This is a genomic window from Streptomyces decoyicus (assembly GCF_019880305.1).
GTDB classification, from domain to species: Bacteria; Actinomycetota; Actinomycetes; order Streptomycetales; family Streptomycetaceae; genus Streptomyces; species Streptomyces decoyicus.
On the sequence record NZ_CP082301.1, the window covers coordinates 7,460,767 to 7,473,107 of the forward strand.

Genomic DNA, 12,341 nt, shown 5'->3' on the forward strand with positions numbered 1-12,341 from the left:
GAACGGGCGGCCGGCCCGATGCCTGCGGCCCGCCTCTTCCCCCGTCCGCCGCCGACTCCCGCGGCGGTGCCCCGCCGCCGTGTGGCGCGCGGTGCGTCCACCACCCCAGGACGCGCCGCGCCACCGCGCAGGGACGCCCGCACCCCGTACGCCCCTGCCTACCGAGGCCCCGGACCCCAACGGCGCGGTCCGGGGCCTCGCCGGTTCCGGCCCGCGCCGGTCCGGCCGCGCGTGGTGGTTCCCGTCGCCCCGGCCACGGTCCAGCCGACCTCTAGGCAGCCCCCGCACCCTGACCGGTCACAGCGCAGCTCACCGCACGGATCACAGCACCACGGACCCGCCATCACAGGAGGACATGAGGATGCCTGCCGATACACAGCTGGACACCGGGCTCGTCCCGGCCGCGGAGAAGGTGCGCATCCTCGCGGCCGTGCACGCGGCCGAGGCGGACCGCGCCGGCGCACTCTCCCCGGACGTTATCGACGCGCTGCGCGGCGCCGGCTTCGCCCGGCACTTCGTGGCGCGGTCCTGGGGCGGCGCCGAGGGGACGTTCGCGGAGCTGACCCGCGCGGTCCTCACGATCGGGGAGGCCTGCGCGGCGAGCGCGTGGTGTGCCTCGCTGAGCGCCTACTCGGCCCGTTTCACCAGTCATCTGCCCGTCCGCGGCCACCAGGAGGTCTGGGGCGCGAACCCGGACCCGGTGATCGCGACCGCGCTGATGCCCGGCGGCCGTGCGGTGCCCGACGGCGACGGCTGGCGGCTCTCGGGCCGTTGGGCGTACGTCAGCGGCATCGACTTCGCCGACCGGGTGCTGGTGTGCGCCTCGGTGGCCGGCGGCCCGGCCGGCGTCGACGGGCCGCCCCTGATGCGGTTCTTCGCCCTGCCGCGCGAGGTCTGCACCATCGAGCGGACCTGGGACAACGTGGGGATGCGCGCCACCGGCAGCCACACGGTGTCGGTGGACGGGGTCGCCGTCCCCGGTCATCTGTCGTTCGACCGGGCCGACATGCTGGCCGGCCGCAGCATCGACTCCGATGTGGCCGCGCACAACGTGCCGTTCCAGGCCGTCGGCGGACTCACCTTCATCGCACCGGTCGTGGGCGCCGCCGCCGGTGCGCTGGCCGCGAGCGCGGCGACCATGACCGGCCGGCGCCGCAACCCGTCGAACGAACTGCTGCTGGTCCGTGCCTCCGGCCGGATCGACGCCGCACGCCACCTCGTCGAGCAGAACGCCGAGGTGCTCGACGAGCGCCGCTTCACCCCCGAGCACATGGCCCGCAACGAGCGCAACGCCACCTTCGCCGCGGAGCTGTGCACCGACGCCGTCGGCCTGCTGGTCCGGGCGGCGGGCACCGGTGGCCTGGGGGAGTCCTCACCGCTCCAGCGGCTGTGGCGCGACGTCACCTCCGCGGCCGGTCACATTGCGCTCCAGTACGACACGGCGGCCCGCAAGAACTACTCGGCGGTGCTGCTGGGCGCGGCCGGCGGCTGAGATCCGGGTGGCAGCAGCGAAGAGGGGTGGTGCGGCCCGCGGGCCGCACCACCCCTTACCCGTTGCCCGTCCGCCCGGCGACCGGGGCCTCGCCTGCGCCCGGTGCGCGGCTGCCGCTCAGGCAAGCCGCGCACCGGGTACGGCCAAGAGCACTCCGCTCACTGCGGATCGCCCTTCAGCGGCTTCCACCAGGCCGGGTTGTCGCGGTACCAGGCCACCGTCTCGCCCAGGCCCCGGGTGAAGGAGACCGCGGGCGCATACCCCAGCTCACGGCGGATCTTGCCGTCGTCCAGCGCATAGCGCAGATCGTGGCCCTTGCGGTCGGGCACCGAGCGCACCAGGTGCGGATCCGCATCGCACAGCTCCAGCAGCAGCTCGGTCATCTGCCGGTTGGAGCGCTGGTTGCCCTGGCCGATGTTGTAGACCTCGCCGGCCTTCCCGCGGGTCAGCACGAGCTGGACGGCCCGGCAGTGGTCGTCGACGTGCAGCCACTCCCGTACGTTCCTGCCGTCCCCGTACAGGGGCACCGGTTCTCCCTGGAGCAGGTTCGTGACGAACCGGGGTATCAGCTTCTCGGGGTGCTGGTAGGGGCCGTAGTTGTTGGAGCAGCGGGTGATCGACAGATCGAGACCGTGGGTGCGCCAGTACGAGCGGGCCACGAGATCGGCGGACGCCTTGGACGCGGCGTAGGGGGAGTTGGGCAGCAGCGGGTGGTCCTCGGTCCAGGCGCCCTCGGCGATCGACCCGTACACCTCGTCCGTGGAGATGTGCACGACCCGCTGTATGCGGGCGGCGACACAGGCGTCGAGCAGCGTCTGGGTGCCGCCGACGTTGGTGCGGACGAACGCGCCGGCGTCGGTCAGCGAGCGGTCGACATGGGACTCCGCGGCGAAGTGGACCACCGCGTCGTGGCCCGGCAGCAGACCGAGGAGCAGGCTCCGGTCGCAGACGTCCCCCTCGATGAACGTCAGCCGCGGATGGCTCGCCGGCAGGTTCGCCCGGTTGCCCGCATAGGTGAGTTTGTCCACGACGGTCACCGCGGCCTGCTCATGGCCCGGGTAGCCGCCGGCGAGGAGTGTACGGACGTAGTGGGAGCCGATGAAGCCGGCGCCGCCGGTCACCAGGAGTTTCATGTGCCGGCCTCCGCCGGGACCAGGGGATGCATGGGTCGTCCTCCTACTGGTGTCGGTCCGGTCGGTGCCGTGCGACGGCGGCGGACAGGCCGAGGTTCTGGTGGATCTCCAGTGTCGCGGTGGACCGGTTCAGGGTGATGTAGTGCAGGCCGGGGGCTCCTTCCGCGAGCAGCCGCTCGGCCATCATGGTGGCGTGGTCGACGCCGATGCGATGGGCTGCCCCGGGGTCATCACGGGCCGCCTCCAGCCGGTGCGCCAGATCCTCGGGGAACGCGGCATGGCTCAGTTCGGCGAAGCGCCGGATCTGGCGGACATCGGTGGCCGGCATGATCTCGGGAATGATCGGGGTCTCGCAGCCGGCCGCGGCGACCCGGTCACGCAGCCGCAGATAGTCCTCCACGCGGAAGAACATCTGGGTGAGGGCGTAGTCGGCGCCGGCCCGGCACTTGGCGACGAAATGGCGGATGTCACTGTCCCAGTCCGGCGAAGCGGGATGCCGTTCGGGGAAGGCGGCCACCCCGACGCTGAACTCTCCCGACTCCTTCACCAGCCTCACCAGCTCCTGGGCGTGGCGCAGCCCGTGCGGGTGCGGGCGCCAGGGGCCGTTGGGCGCGCCGGGCGGATCGCCGCGCAGGGCGAGCACATCGCGTACGCCCGCGTCCGCGTACTGCCCGATGATGTGCCGCAGTTCGGCGACCGAGTGGCCGACGGCGGTGAGATGCGCGACCGGCCGCAGCGTGGTCTCGCCGACCAGCCGCTTGGTGACGTCGATCGTGCGGTCGCGGGACGAGCCGCCGGCCCCGTACGTCACGGAGACAAAGGTCGGCGACAGCGGCTCGATACGGCGGATGGCCTGCCACAGGGCCCGCTCACCGGCCGCGGACTTGGGCGGGAAGAACTCGAAGGACAGCGAGCGCGCTCCGGTGGCCAGGGTGTCGCGAAGGGTGTTCATCCCCGGCCTCCCGCATTGAAGTAGCCGGCTTCGGGGTGGTGGACGACGAGGGCGTCGGTGGACTGCTCGGGGTGGAGCTGGAACTCCTCGGAGAGCTCGACACCGATCCGCTCCGGCCGCAGCAGGACCGCGATCTTGGCGCGGTCCTCCAGATCCGGGCAGGCGGGGTAGCCGAAGGAGTAGCGGCAGCCCTGGTACTCGGTGCGCAGCATGCCGTCCAGGGTCGCCGGATCGCCGGAGCCGATGGCGAGTTCGCTGCGCACCCGGGCGTGCCAGTATTCGGCGAGTGCTTCGGCCAACTGCACGGACAGGCCGTGGAGTTCGAGGTAGTCGCGGTAGGAGTTGGCCTCGAAGAGTTCGGCGGTTGCTGCGCCGATCCTGGAGCCGACGGTGACGACCTGGAGGCCGACGACGTCCCTCTCGCCGGTCTCCTCGGGGCGGAAGTAGTCGGCCAGGCACAGGCGCCGGCCGCGGCGCTGGCGGGGGAAGGTGAAGCGGGTGCGTTCGGTGCCGTCCTCGTGCAGCAGGATCAGGTCCTCGCCCTTGGACACGCACGGGAAGTAGCCGTGCACGACGGCCGCTTCGAGGAGGTTCTCGGTCTGGAGCTTGTCGAGCCAGCCGCGCAGCCGGGGGCGGCCCTCGGTCTCGACCAGCTCCTCGTAGGTCGGACCGTCGCCCGTGCGGGCCTGCTTGAGGCCCCATTGCCCCTTGAAGAGGGCGTCCTCGTCCAGCCAGGAGGCGTACTCCTTGAGCTGGATGCCCTTGATGACACGGGTGCCCCAGAACGGCGGGGCGGGGACGGGGTTGTCGAGAGCGACGTCGGAGCGGGAAGGGGCCTCCTCCGGGCGTTCCTCGACCTGGGCGGGGACGGCCTTGACCCGGCGCTGCTTGAGTTCGGGGAGGGTGGCGCCGGGCACGCCGCGCTTGACGGCGATCAGGGCGTCCATCAGGCGCAGGCCCTCGAACGCGTCGCGGGCGTAGCGGACCTCGCCCTCGTAGATCTCGTGAAGGTCCTGCTCGACGTAGGCGCGGGTGAGGGCGGCGCCGCCGAGGATGACGGGGAAGTCGGCCGCCATCTTGCGCTGGTTGAGCTCTTCGAGGTTCTCCTTCATGATCACCGTGGACTTGACCAGGAGACCGGACATCCCGATGACGTCGGCGCGGTGTTCCTCGGCGGCTTCCAGGATCGCCGAGACCGGCTGCTTGATGCCGAGGTTGACGACGTTGTAGCCGTTGTTGGACAGGATGATGTCGACGAGGTTCTTGCCGATGTCATGGACGTCACCACGGACGGTGGCCAGCACGATCGTGCCCTTGCCCTCGTCGTCGGACTTCTCCATATGCGGCTCCAGATGGGCCACCGCGCTCTTCATCACCTCGGCGGACTGGAGCACGAACGGCAGCTGCATCTGCCCGGAGCCGAACAGCTCACCGACGACCTTCATGCCCTCCAGCAGGGTGTCGTTGACGATGGCCAGGGCCGGACGGTCCTGGAGGGCCTCGTCGAGGTCCGCCTCCAGGCCGTTCTTCTCCCCGTCGATGATGCGCCGCTGGAGGCGCTCGTCCAGGGGCAGCGCCAGGAGTTCCTCGGCCCGGCCGGCCTTCATCGACTTGGTGTTGACGCCCTCGAACAGCTCCATCAGCTTCTGGAGCGGGTCGTAGCCCTCGCTGCGGCGGTCGTAGACGAGGTCGAGGGCGGCCTTGACCTGCTCCTCCTCCAGCCGCGCGATCGGCAGGATCTTGCTCGCGTGCACGATCGCCGAGTCCAGACCGGCCTTGACGCACTCCTCCAGGAACACGGAGTTCAGCACGATCCGCGCGGCCGGGTTCAGACCGAAGGAGATGTTCGACAGGCCCAGCGTCGTCTGGACGTCCGGGTGACGCTTCTTCAGCTCACGGATCGCCTCGATGGTGGCGATACCGTCCTTGCGCGACTCCTCCTGACCCGTGCAGATCGTGAAGGTCAGACAGTCGATGAGGATGTCCGATTCGTGGATACCCCAGTTACCGGTCAGATCGGCGATCAGCCGCTCGGCGATGGCGACCTTGTGCTCGACGGTGCGGGCCTGGCCCTCCTCGTCGATCGTGAGCGCGATCAGCGCCGCGCCGTGCTCGGCCGCCAGCTCGGTGACCTTCGCGAAGCGCGACTCGGGCCCGTCGCCGTCCTCGTAGTTGACGGAGTTGATGACCGCACGGCCACCGAGCTTCTCCAGACCCGCCCGGATGACGTTCAGCTCCGTGGAGTCCAGCACGATCGGCAGGGTCGAGGCCGTCGCGAACCGGCCGGCCAGCTCCTCCATGTCCGCCACACCGTCACGGCCCACATAGTCGACACACAGGTCGAGCATGTGCGCACCCTCACGGATCTGGTCCCGGGCCATCTCCACACAGTCGTCCCAGCGGCCCTCCAGCATCGCCTCACGGAACTTCTTCGACCCGTTGGCATTGGTCCGCTCACCGATCGCCAGATACGACGTGTCCTGACGGAACGGCACCGTCTGGTAGAGCGAAGCCGCCCCCGGCTCCGGACGCGGCTCCCGCACCGGCGGAGCGATCCCCCGCACCCGCTCGACGACCTGCCGCAGATGCTCCGGCGTCGTGCCGCAGCACCCCCCGACCAGCGACAGCCCGTACTCCGCAACGAACGTCTCCTGCGCATCGGCCAGCTCCCCCGCCGTCAGCGGGTAATGCGCACCGTTCTTGCCCAGCACCGGCAGCCCCGCATTGGGCATACACGCGATCGGCACCCGCGAATGCCGCGCCAGATACCGCAGATGCTCACTCATCTCCGCCGGACCGGTCGCACAGTTCAGACCGATCATGTCGATGCCCAGCGGCTCCAGCGCCGTCAGCGCCGCACCGATCTCCGACCCCAGCAGCATCGTGCCGGTCGTCTCCACCGTCACCGAACAGATCACCGGCAGATTACTGCCCGTGACCGCCAGCGCACGGCGCGCACCCAGGATGGCGGCCTTCGTCTGGAGCAGGTCCTGCGTCGTCTCCACCAGCAGCGCGTCCGCACCGCCGGCGATCATCCCCTCGGCGTTCTGCTGATAGGCATCGCGCAGCGTCACATACGGGGCATGGCCCAGCGTCGGCAGCTTCGTCCCCGGACCCATCGACCCCAGCACATAGCGCTGCTGACCCGTCGAGGCGGTGAACTCATCCGCCACCTCCCGCGCGATGCGCGCACCCGACTCCGACAGCTCGAAGACCCGCTCGGGAATGTCGTACTCCGCCAGCGCCGCAAAGTTCGCACCGAAGGTGTTGGTCTCCACACAGTCCACACCGACCGCGAAGTACTCCTCGTGCACCGAACGCACGATGTCGGGCCGGGTGACGTTGAGGATCTCGTTGCAGCCCTCCAGCTGCTGGAAGTCCTCCATGGTCGGGTCCTGCGCCTGCAGCATGGTGCCCATCGCACCGTCGGCGACCACCACCCGCGAGGCCAGGGCCGCACGCAGCGACTCGACGCGGGCGGTCATGAGCGTGCTCCCAGCCACGGCGTGAACAGCCGTGCGGCGGTGGGCCCGTAGGCGGTGGTGAGGTCCGCGAGCAGGCCGGCGGGCCGTGCGTCGTACTCCTGCGGGCCCGTCGTACGCAGCGCGGCGGTGGCCAGCGCGCAGCCCAGTTGTGCCGCGGCCGCCGGTTCCAGGCCGTGGCTCGTCGCGGCGAGGAAACCGGCGCGGAAGGCGTCGCCCGCACCGGTCGGATCGGCGGTCGTCCCGGCCGGGACGGCGGGCACCCGGCACGGCTGCGCGCCGTCCCGGTCGATCCGTACGCCGTCCGCACCGAGTGTGGTGACCCAGGTCCCGACCCGGCGCAGCACGTCCTGGCGCTGCCATCCGGTGCGTTCCAGGAGGAGGGCGGCCTCGTACTCATTGGTGAACAGCCAGCGTGCGCCGTCCACGAGGTTCCTGACCTGCTCCCCGTCCAGGCTGGCCAGCTGCTGGGAGGGGTCGGCGGCGAAGGGGATGCCCGCGGCGCGGCACTCGCGGGTGTGCCGCAGCATCGCCTCGGGGTCGTTCGGGGAGACGAGCACCAGGTCGAGGCCGCCCGTGTGCCGGACGACCTGTGGGATGCCGAGGTCCCTGGCCTCCGTCATGGCGCCCGCGTAGAAGGCGGCGATCTGGTTCATGTCCCGGTCGGTCAGGCTGAGGAAGCGTGCCGTCTGCCGGGTCGCGGAGACATGGACGACGTCGGTGTCGACCCCGTGCTCCTTGAGCCGGACCCGGTACTCCGCGAAATCGTCGCCCACGGCCCCGACCAGCACGGGGCTGAGCCCCAGGACACCGAGGCCGTACGCGATGTTGGCGGCGACCCCGCCGCGGCGGACGTCCAGGGCGTCGACGAGGAAGGAGAGCGAGAGCTTGTCCAGCTGGTCGGGCAGGAGCTGGTCGGCGAACCTTCCGGGGAAGGCCATGAGGTGGTCGGTGGCGATGGAGCCGCTGACGGCGATGCGCATCTCAGACTCCTGCGGCCTTGCGCAGGGCGACCACCCGGTCGGTGCGCTCCCAGGTGAACTCCGGCAGCTCCCGGCCGAAGTGGCCGTAGGCGGCGGTCCGGGCGTAGATGGGGCGGAGCAGGTCGAGGTCGCGGATGAGGGAGGCCGGACGGAGGTCGAAGGCCTCGGAAACGGCCTTCTCGATCCGGTCGACGGCCACCGAAGCGGTGCCGAAGGTCTCGACGAAGAGGCCGACGGGCTGTGCCTTGCCGATGGCGTAGGCCACCTGGACCTCGCAGCGGCGGGCCAGTCCGGCGGCGACCACGTTCTTCGCCACCCAGCGCATCGCATAGGCAGCGGAGCGGTCGACCTTGGACGGGTCCTTGCCCGAGAAGGCGCCGCCGCCGTGCCGGGCCATGCCGCCGTACGTATCGATGATGATCTTTCGGCCGGTGAGGCCCGCGTCGCCCATGGGGCCGCCGACCTCGAAGCGCCCGGTCGGATTGACCAGCAGCCGGTAGCCCTCGGTGTCCAGCTTGATCCCGTCGTCGGCCAGCTGCCGGAGGACGTGCTCGACGACGTACTCGCGGATATCGGGGGCCAGCAGGGCCTCCAGGTCGATGTCGGAGGCGTGCTGGGACGAGACCACGACGGTGTCCAGGCGGGTCGGCTGGTTGCCGAGGTACTCGATGGTGACCTGGGTCTTGCCGTCCGGGCGCAGGTAGGGAACGGTGCCGTCCTTACGGACCTCCGTCAGCCGCTGGGCGAGCCGGTGGGCCAGCTGTATCGGCAGCGGCATCAACTCGGGGGTGTCGTCGCAGGCATAGCCGAACATCAGGCCCTGGTCGCCGGCGCCCTGGGCGTCGAGTGCGTCGCCGGCTTCGGAGGCGCCGTCCGCCACCCGCTTCTCGTAGGCGGTGTCGACGCCCTGTGCGATGTCGGGGGACTGGGCGCCCAGGGAGACGGAGACGCCGCAGGAGGCTCCGTCGAAGCCCTTGGCGGACGAGTCGTAGCCGATGTCGAGGATCTTCTCGCGCACGAGGGCGGCGATCGGCGCATAGGCGGTCGTGGTCACCTCACCGGCGAGGTGCACCTGCCCGGTGGTGATGAGGGTTTCGACGGCTACCCGGGAAGAGGGGTCCACCGCCAGCAGCGCGTCGAGCACGGTGTCGCTGATCTGGTCGGCGATCTTGTCGGGGTGGCCCTCGGTCACGGACTCCGAGGTGAACAGGCGGCGGGACATGTGCACTCCTGGTGTCGGCGGTTCCGGGGGTGGTCAGTAGCGGTAGTGGTCGGGCTTGTACGGGCCCTCGACCTGGACGCCGATGTAGGCGGCCTGCTCCGGGCGCAGCTCGGTGAGCTTGACGCCGAGCGAGTCGAGGTGGAGGCGGGCGACCTTCTCGTCGAGGTGCTTGGGCAGCACGTAGACGTCGGTGGGGTACTCGGCGGGCTTGGTGAACAGCTCGATCTGGGCCAGCGTCTGGTCCGCGAAGGAGTTGGACATCACGAAGGAGGGGTGACCGGTGGCGTTGCCCAGGTTGAGCAGGCGGCCCTCGGACAGCACGATCAGGACCTTGCCGTCCGGTTGCGTCCAGGTGTGCACCTGCGGCTTGACCTCGTCCTTGACGATGCCTTCGAGCTTGGCCAGGCCGGCCATGTCGATCTCGTTGTCGAAGTGGCCGATGTTGCCCACGATCGCCTGGTGCTTCATCCGCGCCATGTGCGACGCCATGATGATGTCCTTGTTGCCGGTCGTGGTCACGAAGATGTCGGCGGTCTCGACGACGTCCTCGAGGGTGGTGACCTGGTAGCCGTCCATCGCCGCCTGGAGCGCGCAGATCGGGTCGATCTCCGTGATGATCACCCGGGCGCCCTGGCCGCGCAGCGACTCCGCACAGCCCTTGCCGACATCGCCGTAGCCGCAGACCACGGCCGTCTTGCCGCCGATCAGGACATCGGTGGCACGGTTGATGCCGTCGATCAGCGAGTGACGGCAGCCGTACTTGTTGTCGAACTTCGACTTCGTCACGGCGTCGTTCACGTTGATCGCCGGGAACAGCAGGTCCCCGTCACGGTGCATCTCGTACAGACGGTGCACACCGGTGGTGGTCTCCTCGGTCACACCGCGGATCTCGGAGGCCAGGTTCGTCCACTTCTGCGGCGCCTCGGCCAGCGTGCGCGTCAGCAGCTCCAAAACCGCGCGGTGCTCATCGCTCTCCGCCGTCTCGACGCCGGGAACCTTGCCGGCCTTCTCGTACTCGACGCCCTTGTGGACCAGCAGGGTGGCGTCACCACCGTCGTCGAGAATCATGTTCGGGCCGCCGGTGGGCGAGTTCGGCCAGGTCAGCGCCTGCTCCGTGCACCACCAGTACTCCTCCAGGGACTCGCCCTTCCAGGCGAAGACCGGAATACCGGCCGGCGCCTCGGGCGTGCCGTCCGGGCCCACCGCGATCGCCGCGGCGGCGTGGTCCTGGGTGGAGAAGATGTTGCAGGACGCCCAGCGGACCTCGGCGCCCAACGCCGCCAGGGTCTCGATCAGAACGGCGGTCTGCACGGTCATGTGCAGGGAACCGGTGATACGCGCACCGGCCAGCGGCCGAGCCGCCGCGTACTCCCTGCGGATCGCCATCAGACCGGGCATCTCATGCTCGGCCAGGGTGATCTCCTTGCGGCCGAAAGCGGCGAGGGAAAGGTCGGCGACCTTGAATTCCTGGCCGGTGGCTGCTGTCGTCATGCGGGCTGCTCCTCGGGGCGTGGCGAGTGGTGGGGCCGGGTGTCAGACGGGGAGGGTGGCGGCGGGCGCGGCGGGTGCGGCGGGTGCGTCGGCCGGAAGGTCCGGCCGGGCGGCGGTTCCCGGCACGCCGGTGCGCGCGGGCGGCAGGGTGCCGTGCACGAGATAGCGGTGGACATGGGCGTCCACCTGCGCATTGCCGGCCAGCGCGAACACCTCGTGGTCGCCGGAGTCCTCGACCGTCACGAGGTGATGGCCGAGCCGTTCGGCCATGGCGACACCGCCGGCGTAGTGGTCCATGGGGTCGCCGTCGGCCTGGACGACGAGCCCGGCCGGATAGCCCCGGCGGGTGAGGGTGACGGGGCGCTCCGGCGCGGTGAAGGTACGGAAGGCGCCCACCCAGGGCTGGGCCCGCAGCACTCCGTAGCCGTAGGGGTAGCGCCTGCGGAACTCCCGCATGTCCGTGAAGTAGGTCTCCAGGTCCGTGGGCCAGTCGTGTTCCAGGGTGATGGCTTCGAGGACCCCGCAGCGCAGATCGCCCTCGCTGTCGCCGGGGCGCCAAGTGCCCTGCTCGGACAGCAGCTCTCCGGTCTTCGCCGGGTCCCCGGCAAGCGCGGCGGCCCGCACTTCCCGTACCAGGTGGCCGAGTTCGGCCCATTGCGCGCGGTCGGTCGCGCGGTTGCCCACCGCCCCGTCGAGCAGAGTGCGCACCCGGTGCCCGTCCGTCTGGCGCTCCAGGCGCGCGGCCACGTCCTCGACGGTGGCGAGCACGGCCGTCGCGTCGGTGCCGAGGCCGAAGTGGCTGTGCCGCTCGCCGGCCCAGCGGGCCCAGGCGTCCACGTTGCGCCGGACGGCGTCGCCCTGCCACAGGAACTGCTCGCGCCAGGTCCAGCCGGGGTGGACGCAGGAGTCCAGGACGCTGCGGTCCAGGTGCTCGGGGAAGAGCGAGCCGTAGACGGCACCGACATACGCCCCGTACGCGTACCCGATGAAGTTCAGCCGGTCCTCGCCGAGGACGGACCGGACGAGGTCCATGTCCCTGGCGGTGTTCGCGGTGCTGATGTGGCGGCGCAGCTCGCCGCCGGCTCGCTCGCAGGCCAGTTCGCGGCGCCGCATGTCCTCGGCGAGTGCGCCGAAGGCCGAGTCGGGCGGACGGGAGTCGAACGGCGCCTTGGGGAGGGTGACTTCGGCGTGCAGCGGGGTGGAGGCCCCGGTGCCGCGCGGGTCGAAACCGATGAGGTCGTAGACCTCGTGCAGCGGGGTGCCGGCGAACTTCGCCACCAGGCCCCGGCCCAGGCCCCAGTCACCGCCGGGGCCGCCGTTGACGGCCAGCAGGATGCCCCGCCGGCGGTCCGGGTCGGTGGCGCGGTGGCGGCTGAGCGCCAGGGTCAGCCGCTCTCCGTCGGGATCGGCGTGGTCCCGGGGCACCTCGAGGGCCGCGTACTCGACCGGGAGGCCGTCGTCGGTTGTGGCTGCCGTCCACTGCGGCTGCTGGGCGCGCAGGGCACGCATCGCGGAGGAAGTCGTCGGGGAGTCGGGCCGCTTGATTACCACCGGGGATCTCCGTTCTCGTGATGAGGTCAGCGTTG

8 protein-coding genes are annotated in these 12,341 nt (G+C 70.7%); 1 reads left to right on the forward strand and 7 read right to left on the reverse strand.

The features are described from left to right. Positions 1 to 361 precede the first annotated feature (361 nt). Positions 362 to 1,492 carry an acyl-CoA dehydrogenase family protein gene (locus tag K7C20_RS32500; RefSeq protein WP_048828938.1) on the forward strand — a complete coding sequence of 377 codons (1,131 nt, stop codon included), beginning with the start codon at positions 362 to 364 and terminating at the stop codon, positions 1,490 to 1,492. A gap of 158 nt (positions 1,493 to 1,650) precedes the next feature. On the opposite strand, the gene rfbB is transcribed toward K7C20_RS32500, so the two are convergent. From rfbB to K7C20_RS32535, 7 genes are read right to left on the reverse strand one after another with little or no spacing between them, the layout of a single operon-like run. Continuing rightward, the gene (rfbB, locus tag K7C20_RS32505; protein WP_030077577.1) at positions 1,651 to 2,625 is read right to left on the reverse strand and encodes a dTDP-glucose 4,6-dehydratase; all 975 of its coding nucleotides are present in this window, start codon (positions 2,623 to 2,625) and stop codon (positions 1,651 to 1,653) included. Positions 2,626 to 2,668: 43 nt separating this feature from the next. Further along, the gene (gene metF, locus K7C20_RS32510; RefSeq protein ID WP_030077576.1) at positions 2,669 to 3,577 is read right to left on the reverse strand and encodes a methylenetetrahydrofolate reductase [NAD(P)H]; all 909 of its coding nucleotides are present in this window, start codon (positions 3,575 to 3,577) and stop codon (positions 2,669 to 2,671) included. Further along, positions 3,574 to 7,062: a methionine synthase gene (metH, locus tag K7C20_RS32515; RefSeq protein ID WP_222892698.1), complete on the reverse strand. Its 3,489-nt coding sequence runs from the start codon at positions 7,060 to 7,062 to the stop codon at positions 3,574 to 3,576. Before metH ends, metF begins: the two co-directional genes overlap by 4 nt. Further along, positions 7,059 to 8,042 carry a carbohydrate kinase family protein gene (locus K7C20_RS32520; protein ID WP_053209029.1) on the reverse strand — a complete coding sequence of 328 codons (984 nt, stop codon included), beginning with the start codon at positions 8,040 to 8,042 and terminating at the stop codon, positions 7,059 to 7,061. The genes metH and K7C20_RS32520 overlap by 4 nt, the downstream gene beginning before the upstream one ends. Before the next feature lies 1 nt (position 8,043). After that, positions 8,044 to 9,264 carry a methionine adenosyltransferase gene (gene metK / locus K7C20_RS32525; RefSeq protein ID WP_053209030.1) on the reverse strand — a complete coding sequence of 407 codons (1,221 nt, stop codon included), beginning with the start codon at positions 9,262 to 9,264 and terminating at the stop codon, positions 8,044 to 8,046. 33 nt (positions 9,265 to 9,297) lie between these two features. Then, positions 9,298 to 10,755, reverse strand: a complete 1,458-nt coding sequence (gene ahcY, locus K7C20_RS32530; protein ID WP_222892699.1) for an adenosylhomocysteinase — start codon at positions 10,753 to 10,755, stop codon at positions 9,298 to 9,300. 42 nt (positions 10,756 to 10,797) lie between these two features. After that, positions 10,798 to 12,306 (reverse strand): alpha/beta fold hydrolase, encoded by a 1,509-nt coding sequence (locus K7C20_RS32535; protein WP_245171042.1) that lies wholly within the window; start codon positions 12,304 to 12,306, stop codon positions 10,798 to 10,800. Positions 12,307 to 12,341: the final 35 nt, after the last annotated feature.

Coding starts and splice junctions, on each gene's coding strand:
- K7C20_RS32500 (WP_048828938.1), top strand. CDS start 362: ATGCCTGCCGATACACAGCTGGACACCGGGCTCGTCCCGGCCGCGGAG.
- rfbB (WP_030077577.1), bottom strand. CDS start 2,625: ATGAAACTCCTGGTGACCGGCGGCGCCGGCTTCATCGGCTCCCACTAC.
- metF (WP_030077576.1), bottom strand. CDS start 3,577: ATGAACACCCTTCGCGACACCCTGGCCACCGGAGCGCGCTCGCTGTCC.
- metH (WP_222892698.1), bottom strand. CDS start 7,062: ATGACCGCCCGCGTCGAGTCGCTGCGTGCGGCCCTGGCCTCGCGGGTG.
- K7C20_RS32520 (WP_053209029.1), bottom strand. CDS start 8,042: ATGCGCATCGCCGTCAGCGGCTCCATCGCCACCGACCACCTCATGGCC.
- metK (WP_053209030.1), bottom strand. CDS start 9,264: ATGTCCCGCCGCCTGTTCACCTCGGAGTCCGTGACCGAGGGCCACCCC.
- ahcY (WP_222892699.1), bottom strand. CDS start 10,755: ATGACGACAGCAGCCACCGGCCAGGAATTCAAGGTCGCCGACCTTTCC.